The sequence below is a fragment of the Paenibacillus sp. AK121 genome, assembly GCF_019042715.1.
In the GTDB taxonomy this organism is placed as follows: domain Bacteria; phylum Bacillota; class Bacilli; order Paenibacillales; family Paenibacillaceae; genus Paenibacillus; species Paenibacillus polymyxa_C.
Genome location: NZ_JAHPJM010000008.1, coordinates 204,688 through 220,520, shown reverse-complemented (window position 1 = coordinate 220,520; position 15,833 = coordinate 204,688). Strand labels below are relative to the sequence as shown.

The following is a 15,833-nucleotide window of genomic DNA, read 5'->3' as shown; positions in this document are numbered from 1 at the left end:
CGTGAGTTGTGGATGCAGCACACCTGAACGATCATACTGGGAGCGGGAGGAATCACCTGAATGGATATTTTGGTTATCGGAGGGGGCGGCCGCGAACATGCAATTGTATGGGCGCTGAAGAAAAGCCCTAAGGCCGGACAAATCTATTGTGCGCCAGGTAATGCTGGTATTGGACAATTAGCGGAGTGTGTGCCGATTCCGGTGAGTGAGTTTGACGCGCTGACAGAACTGGCGGAATCCAAAAAAGTCGGACTGGTCGTGGTAGGCCCCGATGATCCGCTGGCAGACGGCATTGTGGATGCCTTTGAAGCCAAAGGCATCCCAGTATTCGGACCGCGTAAAAATGCGGCGGAAATTGAAGGTAGCAAAATTTTCATGAAAGATTTGCTGCATAAATATCAAATTCCGACAGCAAATTATCGCAAATTTTATACCTATGAGGAAGCACATGCCTACTTAAAGGACCAGCCGATTCCGGTGGTCATTAAGGCCGATGGACTGGCAGCAGGCAAAGGCGTGACAGTCGCTTACTCAATGGAGGAAGCGGAAAGGGCGCTGTCCGATATTATGGTGGCAAAGGTATTTGGAGAAGCGGGCGCACAGGTCGTGATCGAGGAGTTCCTCGCTGGACAGGAAATGTCGATTCTTTCCTTTGTTGACGGTGAAACGGTACGGCCGATGGCAGCGGCGCAAGATCACAAGCCGGTTTTTGATGGTGACAAAGGACCGAACACAGGTGGCATGGGAACATATTCCCCGCTGCCTCACATAGCCAATTCCATTATTGAGGAAGCCATTGAGACGATTATTAAGCCGACGGCCAAGGCTATGGTTGCTGAAGGACGCCCGTTCCGTGGTGTTTTATTTGCTGGACTGATGATTTCGCCGGACGGCAAGCCGAAGACCATTGAGTTTAATGCACGTTTTGGTGATCCAGAAACACAAGTCGTATTGCCTCGACTACAATCCGATTTGCTCGATATTTTTCTCGCAGCGGTGAACGGCACACTGGATCAGGTGGAGATCGAGTGGAAGGATGAGGCTGCGGTGTGCGTGGTGCTGGCATCCGGAGGTTATCCTGCAGCTTACGCCAAAGGAGTACCTATCCACGGACTGGACCAGGCAAACGAAGCTATCGTCTTCCATGCCGGAACAGGCATCAACGAACAGGGTGAGTGGGTAACGAACGGCGGACGCGTGTTAGGCGTGGTTGGTTTGGGACGTGACATTGCCGAGGCACGGGACAAAGCTTACGAACAGGCTGCTCATATTACCTTTGAAGGCAAGCAAAACCGTACAGACATTGCGGCAAAAGCATTGCTATAACAGCAATATATAGGATAAAGAGGACCTCTTCGGAGGTCCTCTTTTTCGTTTGACAAATGTATACTTATCCTATAGGATTAAAAATACAAAACTGACTGACTGATCAATCGGGAGGAGGAAACCCATGCAGCCACGTAAGGCGAAGCAGCCCAAAACCCTTTCGAATGACTCACCTGTTGACCATGGGGGAGAAGAAACAGACCGCAGAACACAGCTTCTTCACATTGCGTTAAAGCGGTTTGCTGAGCAGGGTTATCACCAAACGAAGATTTCAGATATCGTGGTGGAGGCAGGAGTAGCTCAAGGCACATTTTATTGGCATTTTAAAAGTAAAGAGGCCTTGGCGCTGGAGATTATCGCTACAGGTCGTGAACAGCTTTTGTCAGCGATCGGGCAGGGGTATCGCCGTGATGCGGGAACGCTGGCTGATATGGTTAAGGCATCGGAAGCGCTGTTTGTTCGGCTATTTCATTTTGCATTCGAGAACCGTTATCTGATGGGTTTGCTGCTGATCGGCAGCGGTGTCGATGAACCAGTGAGGCAGAGCATCCGTGAAACAAGGACTGCGATGGAGCTTGCATTCCGGCGCAATATGGAGCGAGCGATCGAGCTGAACATGTTGCCTGCCGAATTAGATGTCGAATTGAGGGCAGCATTACTCATGAGCATGATCGAAGGTGTCATTATACGCTGGCTATTCGGTTCAGAGGGAACACATGACCATATCAAACAGGTATCCGCTACAAGATTGGCAGAAGAGGCTGCTAATTTTGAATTTTACGGACTATTAGGCCAAAGCTAGACGGTCAACATCATGAATGAGTAGTGGGCAACAATTAATATAGCCCAATTACACTTACAAACTTAAACATTTACATCTAGACAGGAGAGAACGATACATGAAAACACGTAAAAAAGGATTCTTGGTGACCACACTCATGGCTCTGGCATTGTTCAGTCTTGTGCTGAGCGCTTGCGGTACAAAGCCAGAAGCTTCGAATACTAGCAATGGAGCAGGCAGCAGTAACGAGGCAGCCGCCAATCAGCTCGAAGCCATCAAGAAGGCTGGTGTAATGAAGGTAGGCATGATGGGTACTTACCCGCCGTACAATTTCTTGAACGACAACAAGGAGTTGGACGGGTTTGATGTGGATATTGCCAAAGAATTGGCGAAACGGATTGGAGTAAAAGCGGAGTTCACGGCACAAGAATTTTCGGGACTGATTCCAAGTTTGCAAAAGAAAAAATTCGATGCAGTGGTTAGCCAGGTGGCGATTACAGAGGATCGCAAGAAGGCCATTGACTTCACAGATCCCTATATCACCAATAATGTGAATATTATCGTGAACAGTAAAACCAATGACATTACGACGTTGGAAGACTTTAAAGGCAAAACGATTGGTGTCGGCTTGGGAACAAATGATGAGTCTTATCTGCGCAACGAAGTGCTGCCAAAGGTAGGCGATTTTGAGATCAAAACATATGATGATGTCATTACTTCATTGAAGGATCTAAACTCTGGTCGTATTGATGCAACCATTAACAATCTGTATGCTCTTAAGCCCATTATCGACAAAAACGGATTTCAAATTAAAGCTGTAGGCGAGCCGATTAAATCGGATCAGGCGGCTGTAGCTATTAACCAGAAAACTCTTGAGCTGAAGGAAGCCTTGAACAAGGCTCTGAAGGAAATGAAGGAAGACGGCACTTACAAAACAATTTTCAAAAAATGGTTTGGCGAGGAGCCAAAAGAATAACGTAAGCCTGTTACAGGCGTCTGGCTCCAGTCTTGGCTTTTATGCTGACATGGGGCCACTCGTCTGAAAGAAGGGAATATAACCGATGCTTGAATTAATGTGGGAGAACGTGCCTTTTTTATTGAAGGGTGCTTATTATACGCTGTATATAACGATTGTTTCTATGCTGTTTGGTCTAATCATTGGTTTGATTGTTGCAGTAGCGCGCTTGAAGGGGAATCGACCTGTTCGGTGGCTGGCTCGCATGTATGTATCAATCATCCGGGGAACGCCGGTTTTGGTGCAGATTGCGGTCATTTATTATGGTCTGGATGATTACGGAATATCATTTGGATCGTTAACGGCTGCTTGTCTCGCGCTCAGTATTAATACAGGGGCGTACTTATCGGAGACGTTCCGTGGAGCTATTTTAGCCGTACCGCAGGGACAGACCGAGGCCGCTTATGCTACGGGAATGTCGCCTGGTCAAACGATGTGGCGTATCATTCTTCCGCAGGCGTTACGCATTGCAATTGCACCGGTGGGGAATACGTTCGTGGGTATGCTTAAAGAAACGTCGCTGGTGTCAGTTATCGGGGTCAGTGAATTGATGCGGCAGGCACAGCTTTTACAGGCGCAGTATTTACTCTACATGCCGTTTCTGCTCGAAATTGCCCTGATGTATTGGATTATGAGCATTGGATTCTCCGCTATACTGGAGCGGGTGGAAAAGCGTCTGGCTCGAGCTTATTAAGGTGGAGATGATAGATGATGATAACAACAAACGGATTAGGTAAACGATTCGGACAGGTAGAGGTTCTGAAAAGCATAGATTTTCAGGTCGCCGCTCGTGAAATCGTCGTATTGCTCGGTCCCAGCGGCTCGGGTAAAAGTACCTTGCTGCGCTGTCTGAATGGTCTGGAAGAGCTGTCTTCCGGCAAGTTTGAGGTGAATGGGATTGAGGTTGATGCTACGGCTCCTGTTCGTGTCCGCCAAGCAGCCATTCGTGATATTCGCAAGCATACGGGGATGGTGTTCCAGCAATTCAATTTGTATCCGCATAAAACAGCAATCGGCAATGTCATTGAAGGACTGCTGACAGTAAAGAAAATGCCGCGCGACAAGGCTATGTCTATCGGACAACAGCTACTGAAGCGGGTGGGATTACTGGATAAGCAGGATGTACACCCATCTCGTCTGTCCGGTGGACAACAGCAACGGGTAGCTATTGCACGTGCACTGGCGATGGACCCGGCGATTATGCTGTTCGACGAGCCGACATCGGCGCTTGATCCCGAACTGGTGGGTGAAGTGCTAGGGGTTATGCGAGAGTTGGCTCAAGACGGAATGACGATGGTCGTCGTGACTCATGAAATGAAATTTGCCCGCGAGGTGGCGGACAAGGTTGTATTTATGGCAGACGGAATCATTGTGGAGGAGGCTGCGCCACAGGCATTTTTTGATGCTCCCCAGCATGAGAGGACACAAAAATTTTTGCGTCAAATTAGCGAATTTTAAGTTAGATTGAGAATAAATCATAGATTACTAAGATAGAAAGAAGGCAATTGAACATGAAAGTATCTACAACTTGGCACGGCAAACGCGCGTTTACATCGGAAGGACCATCCGGTTATTCCGTAGGGATGGATGCTACGGCGGCTTATGGCGGTGATGGTAAAGGGATGACACCGATGGAACTGCTGCTTGCGGGTCTGGCGGGATGTATCGGTATTGATATTACGATGATTTTGGATCGTTTTTTGTCGGACATTCAGCGAATTGATATTGATGCAGAAGGTACGCGCAAGGAACAAATGCCAACGGGGTTTACAGCGATTGATCTGACATTCCACGTGGATGGAGATATTCCAGATTACCGTGTATGGAAAGCGATTCAGATGGGCAAGGAAAAATATTGTGCAGTATCCGACTCCTTAAAAGCGGAAATTCGGATGCACCTCATTTTGAATGGAACAGAAGTACCCTATCCAGCGTAAGTGTTGAGGGGTGAGGAGAGTCAGCCTGTGTTATATACAGGCTGACTCTCCTTTTTTATGTTATCTGAGATCGGTGTACAGGTGGGGAGGTAATGCAGCTAAACGCTACGTTATCGTACAGCGTTTAGCTGTAATGGAGAACTTGTCTTTTATCCGCTGCTTTTTTGCTTGCGTTCCCGTAGCAAGAGATACAGGAAATAGGGCGCGCCAATCACGGCTGTCACGATACCAGCGGGAATTTCGAGCGGCGGCTTCAGCCCCCGTCCGAGCGCATCGGCAAGGACGAGAATCAGGGCACCGATCATGGCTGCGCCGGGCAATAGATAGCGGTGGCGATTGCCAAACAAACGCCGTGCCAGATGTGGTGCCAGCAGTCCTATAAAGCCGATGGAGCCGATGGCAGCGACACAGGAAGCAGCTAAGGCCACGGATACGGCCAGCAGTCCTGTGCGCATACGCTTCACGCTAAGTCCCAAGCCAGCGGAGCTTTCTTCATCCAGACTCATAATATCCAGCTTGCGCTGTAGCGTATAGGCGAGAGGCAGCAATACAATTAACCATGGCAAAAGTCCATATACTTCATCCCAGCCTTTGCCCCACAGACTTCCAGCAAGCCAAGTCAGCGTATCGCTGGCTTCAAGTGGATATTTAACCAGAATATAATCGGTTGCAGCCTGAAAAATAGCACCTACCGCCAGCCCGGTTAAGGCTAGCATGTTAGGACGCATGCCTCCCTTCATCGAAAGCTGTACGAGCAGTAGTGCAGCTAATCCGGCACCGACAAAGGCAGCTACAGGCAGTAGCGCCACGGGGGAGGAGGGGAGCAGCACGATGACGAGAACCGCAGCAAAGCCGGCTCCCTTGGATACACCCACCACATCCGGCGAAGCCAGTGGGTTGCGTATCATGCCTTGCAGCAGCACGCCAGCTACTGCAAGGCCAGCACCGGCCATGATGGCCAGCAGGCCACGAGGCAGTCGGTAATGGTGAACGATGAACCAGGAAGAGGCATTTCGGTCAGTCAGAGCGGCGATCAGCTCAGCGGGTGTAATGTAGGTGCTGCCCACGCCGATAGCTACAAAGGAAACACACAGCATTAACACGAGTAAAATCCACAGCTTTTTCATCGTGAAGCCCTCCCGTTCTTGTGCGCCAGAAATAAAAAAAAGGGCGCGCCCACTAGCGCAGTTACGATACCAACGGGCGATTCATAAGGAAAGGCAATAAATCGTCCAAGCACGTCTGCATATGTCAGCAGCAGAGCTCCGCAGATTGCAGACAGGGGGATGACCCGTTTGTAATTATCGCCTGTAAACACCTTGATGATATTCGGCACCATCAGGCCCACAAAGCCGATAGACCCGGCTACTGCTACAGCAGAGCCTGCCAGCATAATAACTGAGGCTGAGGCCAGTAAGCGGACAAGACGTACATTTTGCCCCAGTCCCTGTGCGACCTCTGTACCGAGGCTAAGCACAGATAGCGAGGGGGCCAGTGCCAGTGCAAGGATCATACCGACGGCGAACCAGGGCAGCACCAGACGCGTATCGGCCCAAGTGGACCCGTCGATGGCTCCGGCGAGCCAATACAGTACATCGGATATTTGCTCGTTAAACACGAGCAGTCCCTGAGTGACAGAGGCCAGCAGCAGATGCACTGCCATCCCGGCAAGGGCCAACTTGACTGGCGTCATGCCCGCCGTTCCGGCCAGCGCATATACGAAGGAGCCGCCTGCGATCGCTCCGGCAAAAGCAAAATAAATGCTGCCGGACGACCCGATATTCGGCAGCAGCACGACCGACAGAACGACAGCCAGCGAAGCACCAGAGCTGACTCCAAAAACCTGCGGCGAAGCCAGCGGATTGCGTGTGATAGCCTGCATCAGCGCTCCGGCCACGGCAAGCCCGGCGCCGACGATCAGGCCAATGACGGCACGTGGTAGGCGTATCGTCAAGATAATGAGCTGATCCTTGGACGGATGCTCGGTGAACAGCGCAGTCAGCATGGTGGGGATATCCATCCTGACTGGGCCAATTGCCACGCTCAGCAGCAGTCCAGCCAGCAGCGCGAATAGAAGTGCAAAGACGACCGGCTTATTTAGCCGGTCGCGTAAGGCTTGTCCGATCAACGGGAGCCGTCTCCTTTATTTTGCGCGGGATACAGAAGCGAAATCGCTTGCTCCAGTATTTTCTCGGCAGAGCCGAGTCCACGGTACCGGGTCCACAGTGCCCGGTTTACTTCGTAAACTTCCCCTTTTTTCACGGCCGTAATGTTTTGCCATAACGGATTTTGCTTCCATTCCGCAAGCAGCTTCTCATCGGCTTCCACCAAGAAGATCACATCTGGATCAGCTTGTGCAATCTGCTCCAGTGTCAGCTTGACTGTAGGCTCGCTTGTATTTTGAAGCGCATTGTGGATGCCTGCTTGCTCCAGCAGTTGTCCATCAAAAGATGAAGCGCCGTGAGCCGATAGTGAATCCGAACGGAATACCCCAAGCAATACGCTGCGTGACTCACCAGCTTGGATGCCTTCTTTCAGCTTTGCCATGGTAGCTTTATGTGCTGCGAGAATTTGCTCACCCTTTTCCTTCTCACCCAACGCGTCAGCGATAACGCCGAAGGATGCCAGGTTTTGTTCATAAGAGGAATTGCGGCTCTTAAGAACAATGGTAGGAGCAATCTCATTTAGTTCTTTGTATATGCTCTTATGACGGTTTAGATCAGCAATAATCAAATCGGGTTTCAAGGAGCTGATCGTTTCCAGGTTCGGCTGTTTGCGTGTGCCGACAGGTGTAAAGTCGATTTTTTTACCAAGCAGACCATCGATATCATCCTCATTTTCCTGAGCTATGCCGACAGGCATCACACCCAGTTTGGTAGCGGCATCGACAAAAGAGAATTCCAACGTTACGATTCTTTTGGGTTTACCTGTAACTTTGGTTTCTCCCATCTCATGTTTGATCGTTCGAGTGTCGCCTGTGGTCTGAGGTGCTGCTGCATTATTATTTTGTGATTGGCCTCCACATCCCGCCATAATGGCTGTCAGTAGTACCAGAATCGCTGCAAGCAGCATGCCTGTGCGTAGTGGTAGTCGCTGTTTTGGTGTTGCCATGTATTGTCCCCCGTTCCAAATATGCTTACCAGAGAAACTGATAATCATTATCAATTAACTAACTGTTGACCATTCTAGCAACCGGGAAGGGGGACGTAAATAATGTGATCATTTAAACCATTTTAGCCTATTAAATGAATTAAGTTCATAAAAGTCACAAGCAACGAGGAGCGCGGAAAGGACAGACCTGGCAGCAAAATTCGGGGATTATGCATTTTCCTGCCGTCTGCGATAGATACGCTCCGGTCTGCCGACGGTTCCGTATACCTGATCATGGTGCGCATCGCCACTTTCAACTAAATATTCCAGATACCTTCTGGCGGTAGATCGGCTCATACCTAGCTCAATTCCCACTGTACCCGTAGTAACCTCACCTTGTCGATTCAGGAGATCAAGCACCTTTTCGCAAGTGACTTTATCAATGCCTTTGGCCCATAGCTCTCCGACTCCGTTACTCGTCATCCGACCCGTGCCCGCGCTTTTTAGTAGACGGTCAATTTCGGATTGCTCCACCGTAGATTGTTCCTCTTGCCATGTTGTGACTTGGCGGCGAAAACGGGCATACTCCTCTAAGGTCGCTCGCAATCGTTCGAATACGAGCGGCTTTACGATAAAATCAAATACGCCTGCGCGAACCGCTTGTACCACAGTTTCAGCTTCTTTGGCGGCAGTCAGCATAATGACATCTGTACCCGGATAGTGTTGCTTGATGAACGATAGCAGGGTTAGACCATTCGTATCGGGAAAATAAACATCCAGCACGGCTAAAGACGGACGCAGAACATCTAGTTGAAGCTTTGCCTCAAATTCGTTCGTTGCTATTGCACATACAGCGAACCCGTCCACCTTTTCAATAAATCGTCGGTTAATCTCCGCAATTCGCGGATCATCTTCAATAATAAGAACCTCAATGTCCGATAAAACCCGCTCATTCATGGACGTAACCTCCTTTTGCATTATTGCTCCCCGTGTCTGTCCTATTTAAAGGAATGTATACTTCAAAAATGCTACCACCACCAGGCCGTTCATGTACTTTTATGGAGCCACTCATTCGTTCAGTGTACTCCTGCACGAGAGCGAGGCCATATCCGTGTCCTGCCCCTGCTTTGGTTGATGCTCCCTTAACGAACAGTTTTTCCTGGATATCCTCTGAAATACCCGATCCATTATCTGCAACTTCGACGATGATGGCTTCAGTCATTTCTTCAAGCCGGAACCAGACCTGTCCGTCAGGTATAGAGCCTATCGCAACTGCTTCCATAGCATTGTCCAGCAGGTTTCCGGCAATGGCACCAAGAAGCGACCACTCCAACGTAGGAGACGGAGTTGAAAATGCTCCTTTAATATATGAATGGAGTACAATCCCTTTTTCCAATGCCTGTTTTTTCTTGCTGATCAGCAGGCTGGCGATGATTGAATCAGGTGAAAGAGAAGAGGAAACGGAACGATGTACACGATACTCCTCCGATTCCTGAGTAATAAAGTCCACTGCTTCGTCATAACACTCCAACTGAATCAGACCGGATATGAGATATAGCCGATTGGTATATTCATGTGTTTGTGATCGCAGCACATCCGCGTAATCCTTGACCTCCGTCAACTGCCGCGTCATGCGAAGCAACTCTGTTTTGTCGCGCAGACTGGCAACCGTGCCCAGCATTCGTCCGAATCGATCCTTGATCGGCACACGGCTAACGACTACGACTCGTTGTTGGATCTCAATTTCCTCATTGAATACGTTCTGTTCCTGATCGGGCTTCATGCTTGGACTCTTCTCGATAAAATCTGTAGCAAGTACATCTGCTAGTTGATCTGCAGCGTCCGCCAAGTGACGAAGCTCGCATCCATAGAGGCTAGTTTCCGGGGGAAGGCCCAGCAAACGGACGGCTTGTGGATTGGCAAGTGTGACTTGTCCACTGCTATTAACCGCGATAATCCCTTCGCCTATGGATTCGAGAATGGCTTGCTTTTCCTGATACAACCGTCCAATCTCTACTGGCTCCAGCCCATGCAGTTCGCGCCGTACCCGTCGTGCTATAACTAAACTTCCTAATATGCCGATCATCAGCGCGCCTATCATGAACCATAGCCATGTATATGTGTATGTACGAATATTTTGCGCCACATCTGTCATCAGAAAACCTACAGAAACGAGTCCGATAGCTTGGCCTTGTTCATTATAGACTGCGGTTTTGGCTCGCAGTGACGGTCCGAGAGAGCCGGTGGATTCCGTAATAAAGGACTGCCCTTGCAGCACCTTAGTATTCAGCGGGTCCATCATAGGCTGTCCGATGCGTTCCGGGTTAACATGCCATTGACGAATGAGATGACGATCTGCAATTGTAATAAAATCAGCCCCGCTGCTGGCTTGAACGGGCTTCACTGCCTCGTTGATCCGCGCACGTAGTTGCGTTGTATCGGTCTGTTCTAGAGCATCCCTGACCTGTGCATCTACCGCAAGCGTATTGGCTACGGTCAGCGCCCTTTTCCCAATCTCTTCATACAAGGCGGAGGTAATCATATAGCGCAAGGATAATCCCAACAGTCCGGTAACGACTAGCACTAGAAGGGATATGAATACCATTAATTTTGTCTGAAAACGCACATGCCTTCACCGCCACTAAACAAAATATAGGAGCAGTTGATCAGCCGATCAACTCCCCAATACGATTCATTTTACTGTATTTCAGAAACGGCCGCACTTTTAATCTATCGAAAGAATGGTCTATAATAGAAATAGTTACATAATGCGAGGAGGAAAATATTATGATTATTATTCATGCTGATATGAAAGTTTTACCAGAAAAAAGAGAAACATTTCTGCAACAAACCCAAGGGTTGATCAGCGCATCACAAGCTGAAGAAGGCAACGTGCGCTATACGCTGATGCAGGATTTGAATGATCCCAACGCATTTACGATGGTTGAAGAGTGGAAGGATGCTGCTGCTGTAGATTTCCATAACAAGTCTGCCCATTTCCAGGCATTTGTTGCTGCTGCTAAAGAATTGTTGGCTGCTCCACTTGAAGTGAATGCTTTTCAGGATGCGACCAAACTGTAATCATCCCGTTGAATAATTTATAACTAAGAATAGGAGGAGATAGACATGGGGAACATTGCGGATACAGCTTTACTAAATAACGGAGTTCAGATGCCTTGGCTTGGTTTTGGTACGTACAAGGCCGAAGGTAATGAGGTTTACGAAGCAGTCAAAACAGCGATTGAGGTCGGTTACCGTCACATTGATACCGCGGCGATCTACGGCAATGAGGAACTGGTCGGACAAGCCATTCGTGACAGTGGAGCGGCTAGAGAAAATCTGTTTGTGACCACTAAACTATGGAATCAAGATCAGGGCTACGATTCAACACTGCGTGCCTTCGAGGAAAGCCGCAAACGGCTGGGCCTGGATATCATTGATCTGTACCTTATCCATTGGCCTGGCAAGGACAAGTACAAGGAAACTTGGAAGGCGTTCGAACGGCTGTATGAAGAAGGAAGCGTACGCGCAATTGGAGTAAGCAACTTCCAAATTCACCATCTCGAAGACCTCCTGAAAGACAGCAATATTGTGCCTGTTATCAATCAGGTAGAGCTTCACCCGCGTCTGACACAGCAAGAGCTGCATCAATACTGCCGGGATCACCAGATCCAGCTTGAATCGTGGAGTCCTCTGATGAAGGGGAAACTGACGGAGCAGGCAGACATTGTTGAGATTGCTGCTAAATACGGCAAAACGACTTCTCAGGTTATTTTGCGTTGGCATCTGGATCGGGGGATTGTGACGATTCCCAAATCGGTTACCGCGCATCGTATCCGCGAAAATGCCGATTTGTTCGATTTTGAACTGACGACTGAGGATATTGACCGAATCAATGGTCTTCATCTGGATGAGCGTGTAGGCACCCATCCCGATAAACTGTTGTTTTAATTGAATATGTAGATGTATAAAGAACCTCCCATTCTGCTTTTATCGCGGTTTGGGAGGTTCCTTTTTTAGGTTCAGGTGTGGCTTTGTCTATTTACTTGTTTAGCTTACGATACAACAAGTAAGAATAGAGTACAGGAGAGATAACGGATATGATCAGTACGGTTAGGAAAATGACTACTCCCGCCATTCCACCGACCCATGCCGCCACCAACGCTGAAGCACCGCCAAGCATCATCATAGGCCCCCCGAAACGGTGCGTTTTACGCCATACCTCGGGATTAGACAGAGTCCACGGCGTGCGGATACCGAACGTATAGTTCGGCTGTACCTGAGTCATATAATTCCCCATCACCATCAGCATCAGGCCTATTAACCCTAAAATTATAGCATTCATTTGCAGTCGTATATTCAGGTTATACAGCAGCATTCCCCATCCAGCTACAGCGAGAACTACAGAAACACCTGCACGCGTAACTTCATAGGCTTTTGAAAATTTCTCATAATTAGCTCTGTTGGGGTCCATGTGGCGTGCCAATCGAATGACCAGCGGGACTAGGCCCAACAACACGAGCATGATAATAGAACCACTTTTGCTCGTATACCCGTCTGCTGTATTGTTAAAGTTAATATGCGAGGCTAGAACATTGGGAAGTCGGTCGTACAGCAGTATAGCGCCTATGGCGGGTGATAAGGCAATCAAAGTTGTCAAAACATCCGTCAAGCTCCAAGGTGTTCGAAATTTCATTCAGATTCCTCCCCATCCTTAATATGATTCCTATTTTTTTTCGCAGGGGTATCGGAGTGGGCGATACTGAACATCCAACCGATCACATCCGCCACAACCGTTGTATGCAGGGTGTAGATAATGTTTTGCCCCTGTCGTTCATCCAGCACCAGCCCAGCCTGCTTCAGGATATTGAGATGGTGGGAGATGCTGGGTTTGCTAATTTGAAAATGTTCAGCTACTTCGCCTGCGCTCATGCTTTTTTCCTTTAAAAGCTGCAAGATTGTACGCCGGGTCGGATCAGCCAAAGCTTTGAAGGCATCGTTCAAAATACATTTCCTCCTTTAGATATTTAGATAATATTCTAAATATCTAACACCATAGTAAAATACAGCTATACTACATGTCAATGGAACAAGACATCATTTTAGAAAAAATGAACGAGGTCAATTATGTTTGTATAAAGCAGTGAAATGGGCTATAATCAATTTATACAAAAAATAAGATTCTTAATTTAAAGTTAATTAAAGGAGGGAATAGATATGAAACACGTCTTTCGTAAAGGAAATGATCCGCAAGCCCCGGTTATTTTGCTGTTGCATGGTACCGGCGGGAATGAACAAGATTTGCTACCCTTGGCTGATATGGTAGCACCGGGAGCGTCTGTGCTGGGCGTGAAAGGTAATGTATTGGAAAATGGGATGCCGCGCTTCTTTCGCCGTTTGGCTGAGGGGGTATTCGATATTGAGGATCTCGTATTTCGTACCAAAGAACTAAGCGAATTTGTAGATTCAGCTGCAGAGCAATATGATTTTGACCGTAACAACGTGGTGGCTCTGGGCTATTCCAATGGAGCCAACATAGCGGCCAGTATGCTCTTTCATGATGCCAAAGCGCTGCGTGCAGCCATTCTCCATCATGCCATGGTGCCATTGCGAGGGCTGCAACTGCCGAACTTGAACGGTGTCCCTGTATTTTTGTCTTCAGGTGAAAATGACCCGATTGTTCCAGCTGCGGAATCGCGGGAGCTGCAAGCTTTGCTGGAAGGGGCTGGGGCGCAGGTGGAAGCCTATTGGGAACGCAATGGTCATCAATTGACCCGTACGGAAGCCGAAGCAGCCGGCCAGTGGTTTAGAAAGCATTTTAATGTATAAAACAACTCGATAACGATCAAGCTACGGTTTAGCGCTCTAGTGAGCGATTCTATGATTAGGAGGCGTTAAACCGATGGCAAAACCGGATAATCGAGCAGATAATGTGGAGCATTTGCAACAAAATATTCAGAATACATTGCAGAATCTTCATGAGGCTGAAGGATACCTAAACGAATTTTCCTCTGAAATCAGCAATGAGGAGCGTAAGCAGATCGAAGAAAAAAATAATCGTCGTAAACAAAGTATTAGATCATTTCGAGAAGAAGTGAAAGACGAAGCAGCACATTCGCAAGAGTAGTTAACATAGCGCGACCCAACTCCGAGTTTCAATTGAAGTTGGGTCGTTTTTTTATGCAGAAATCATCATATTCCCATCCAATTCATTTTCCCCCTATAATGCAATGAGATCTGTTTTACACAAAAACGAATTTTTTTTGAATAATGTTGTTGTAAACTAATTTGTATTGATGTTAAATAATAAAAGAAAGCGCAATCATTTACGAATTAGGATTTCATCATGCGAAGGGGGAAGGATATGCTGCTGCGAAGAAAAAGCATGGCTTTGATGCTTATGGCGGTGGTTTTGATGGCTGGACTGCTGCAAGGTTGTTCTTTCAAGAGCGATGAAAAGGATGGGCCGGGAACAGAACTTGTATTGTGGACTTTCAATGAACTGCATGAGAAGTTTTTTCTGCAAATGGCTGACCAATGGAACCAACAGCACCCTGATGAATTGATTAATTTGAAAGCGAATACATTTCCTTATGACAACCACCACAGCAAGCTCTCGATTGCGTTGCAATCAGGGGTGGGAGCGCCGGATATCGCGGATATTGAGGTGAACAAGATTGGTAATTTCCTTAAAGGAATACCGCAACTGGTCCCGCTCAATCCGGTGATTGACCCTGAGATCAATAACATTGTGCCTTCCAGAGTACAGATTTACGGCAAAGACGGTAAGTATTACGGCATTGACTTCCACGTTGGAGCCGAAGTGATGTATTACAATAAAGAGATTATGGATCAGGCGGGGGTAGACCCGGATTCCATCGTTACCTGGGCAGACTATGCTGCTGCTGGCAAGCAAGTGCTGGCAAAAACGGGCAAGCCGATGGCAACCTTGGAGACCAATGACCTGTGGAGCTACTGGCCGATGATCTCACAGCAAAATTCAGATTTTTTGGATGACAAGGGCGAGTTGACGCTGGATAACGAAACCAATATTAAAACACTTGAGTTTCTCCAACAGATGATAAAAGACAAGATCGCTATTCCCGCACCGGGCGGCGGGCATCATATGGAGGAATACTACGGGTTTATGAACAAAGGCGGGGCCGCTTCGGTGTGGATGCCGATGTGGTATATGGGACGTTTTACGGATTACATGCCTGATTTGAAAGGAAAAATCATCATTAGACCGATGCCGGCGTGGGAAAAAGGCGGCTATCGCTCAGCAGGTATGGGCGGGACCGGAACGGTAGTCACGAACCAGTCAAAGCACCAGGATTTGGCGATGCGTTTTCTAGCCTTTGCCAAGCTGTCCAAGCAAGGGAATGTGGAGATTTGGAAGCAGCTAGGGTTTGATCCCATCCGCAGTGAAGTGTGGACCATGCCGGAAGCCAAAGCCAAAAACAAATTTACGGAGTATTTCGGAACGAATATTTTTGACACGCTGATCGAAGTCAAAGATGAGATCAATGCGGTGCATATCGGACCGAAAACGCCTGACATCGCTAGTGCTGTACGCAATAAAATACTTTATCGGACACTACAGAGTGGCGAAGATCCAGCCAGGGTGCTGCATGAGCTAGCAGATGAACTGAGATAGACCCCAACAGGAAAGGGAGTGAGATTC

The 15,833-nt window shown here is 48.1% G+C and carries 18 protein-coding genes; 11 read left to right on the top strand and 7 right to left on the bottom strand.

Going from position 1 to position 15,833, the window contains the following annotated elements:
- The first annotated feature begins 60 nt into the window (after positions 1-60).
- From purD to KSP24_RS16405, 6 genes are all read left to right on the top strand, one after another.
- Positions 61-1,326: a phosphoribosylamine--glycine ligase gene (gene purD / locus KSP24_RS16430; protein ID WP_216975826.1), complete on the top strand. Its 1,266-nt coding sequence runs from the start codon at positions 61-63 to the stop codon at positions 1,324-1,326.
- 124 nt (positions 1,327-1,450) lie between these two features.
- Positions 1,451-2,128 (top strand): TetR/AcrR family transcriptional regulator, encoded by a 678-nt coding sequence (locus tag KSP24_RS16425; RefSeq protein WP_090736855.1) that lies wholly within the window; start codon positions 1,451-1,453, stop codon positions 2,126-2,128.
- A gap of 97 nt (positions 2,129-2,225) precedes the next feature.
- Positions 2,226-3,083, top strand: coding sequence for a transporter substrate-binding domain-containing protein (locus KSP24_RS16420; RefSeq protein ID WP_216975825.1), 858 nt, complete (start codon positions 2,226-2,228; stop codon positions 3,081-3,083).
- An 85-nt stretch (positions 3,084-3,168) separates the two neighbouring features.
- Positions 3,169-3,816, top strand: a complete 648-nt coding sequence (locus KSP24_RS16415; RefSeq protein ID WP_216975823.1) for an amino acid ABC transporter permease — start codon at positions 3,169-3,171, stop codon at positions 3,814-3,816.
- Positions 3,817-3,830: 14 nt separating this feature from the next.
- Positions 3,831-4,580 (top strand): amino acid ABC transporter ATP-binding protein, encoded by a 750-nt coding sequence (locus KSP24_RS16410; protein WP_302054365.1) that lies wholly within the window; start codon positions 3,831-3,833, stop codon positions 4,578-4,580.
- A gap of 53 nt (positions 4,581-4,633) precedes the next feature.
- Entirely contained in the window at positions 4,634-5,059 is a 426-nt protein-coding gene (locus tag KSP24_RS16405) for an OsmC family protein (RefSeq protein ID WP_013369486.1), read from the top strand.
- A 149-nt stretch (positions 5,060-5,208) separates the two neighbouring features.
- On the opposite strand, the gene KSP24_RS16400 is transcribed toward KSP24_RS16405, so the two are convergent.
- The 5 genes from KSP24_RS16400 to KSP24_RS16380 all read right to left on the bottom strand — a co-directional run bounded on the left by KSP24_RS16400 (position 5,209) and on the right by KSP24_RS16380 (position 10,775).
- Positions 5,209-6,186 carry a FecCD family ABC transporter permease gene (locus KSP24_RS16400; RefSeq protein ID WP_129548717.1) on the bottom strand — a complete coding sequence of 326 codons (978 nt, stop codon included), beginning with the start codon at positions 6,184-6,186 and terminating at the stop codon, positions 5,209-5,211.
- Positions 6,183-7,187 (bottom strand): FecCD family ABC transporter permease, encoded by a 1,005-nt coding sequence (locus KSP24_RS16395; RefSeq protein WP_216975821.1) that lies wholly within the window; start codon positions 7,185-7,187, stop codon positions 6,183-6,185. The genes KSP24_RS16400 and KSP24_RS16395 overlap by 4 nt, the downstream gene beginning before the upstream one ends.
- Entirely contained in the window at positions 7,184-8,170 is a 987-nt protein-coding gene (locus tag KSP24_RS16390; RefSeq protein ID WP_216975819.1) for an ABC transporter substrate-binding protein, read from the bottom strand. The genes KSP24_RS16395 and KSP24_RS16390 overlap by 4 nt, the downstream gene beginning before the upstream one ends.
- 207 nt (positions 8,171-8,377) lie before the next feature.
- Positions 8,378-9,106, bottom strand: coding sequence for a response regulator (locus KSP24_RS16385; RefSeq protein ID WP_216975817.1), 729 nt, complete (start codon positions 9,104-9,106; stop codon positions 8,378-8,380).
- Positions 9,099-10,775, bottom strand: coding sequence for an ATP-binding protein (locus tag KSP24_RS16380; protein ID WP_216975815.1), 1,677 nt, complete (start codon positions 10,773-10,775; stop codon positions 9,099-9,101). The genes KSP24_RS16385 and KSP24_RS16380 overlap by 8 nt, the downstream gene beginning before the upstream one ends.
- Before the next feature lie 161 nt (positions 10,776-10,936).
- On the opposite strand from KSP24_RS16380, the gene KSP24_RS16375 reads away from it, so the two are divergent.
- Both KSP24_RS16375 and KSP24_RS16370 read left to right on the top strand, forming a co-directional pair.
- A complete protein-coding gene (locus KSP24_RS16375) occupies positions 10,937-11,230 on the top strand; it encodes a putative quinol monooxygenase (RefSeq protein WP_017426184.1) in 294 nt (97 codons plus the stop codon).
- 45 nt (positions 11,231-11,275) lie between these two features.
- Positions 11,276-12,100, top strand: coding sequence for an aldo/keto reductase (locus KSP24_RS16370; RefSeq protein WP_216975813.1), 825 nt, complete (start codon positions 11,276-11,278; stop codon positions 12,098-12,100).
- Positions 12,101-12,191: 91 nt separating this feature from the next.
- Here the strand turns inward: KSP24_RS16370 and KSP24_RS16365 are convergent, their stop codons facing one another.
- Positions 12,192-12,845, bottom strand: a complete 654-nt coding sequence (locus KSP24_RS16365; protein WP_013369494.1) for an SdpI family protein — start codon at positions 12,843-12,845, stop codon at positions 12,192-12,194.
- Positions 12,842-13,153 carry an autorepressor SdpR family transcription factor gene (locus KSP24_RS16360; protein WP_025676831.1) on the bottom strand — a complete coding sequence of 104 codons (312 nt, stop codon included), beginning with the start codon at positions 13,151-13,153 and terminating at the stop codon, positions 12,842-12,844. The genes KSP24_RS16365 and KSP24_RS16360 overlap by 4 nt, the downstream gene beginning before the upstream one ends.
- 213 nt (positions 13,154-13,366) lie before the next feature.
- Between KSP24_RS16360 and KSP24_RS16355 the strand changes: the two genes are divergently transcribed.
- The 3 genes from KSP24_RS16355 to KSP24_RS16345 all read left to right on the top strand — a co-directional run bounded on the left by KSP24_RS16355 (position 13,367) and on the right by KSP24_RS16345 (position 15,806).
- The gene (locus KSP24_RS16355) at positions 13,367-13,978 is read left to right on the top strand and encodes an alpha/beta hydrolase (RefSeq protein ID WP_025676832.1); all 612 of its coding nucleotides are present in this window, start codon (positions 13,367-13,369) and stop codon (positions 13,976-13,978) included.
- A gap of 73 nt (positions 13,979-14,051) precedes the next feature.
- Positions 14,052-14,276, top strand: a complete 225-nt coding sequence (gene tlp, locus KSP24_RS16350; RefSeq protein WP_013369497.1) for a small acid-soluble spore protein Tlp — start codon at positions 14,052-14,054, stop codon at positions 14,274-14,276.
- A 237-nt stretch (positions 14,277-14,513) separates the two neighbouring features.
- Positions 14,514-15,806 carry an ABC transporter substrate-binding protein gene (locus KSP24_RS16345; RefSeq protein WP_216975811.1) on the top strand — a complete coding sequence of 431 codons (1,293 nt, stop codon included), beginning with the start codon at positions 14,514-14,516 and terminating at the stop codon, positions 15,804-15,806.
- The last annotated feature ends 27 nt before the right edge of the window (positions 15,807-15,833 follow it).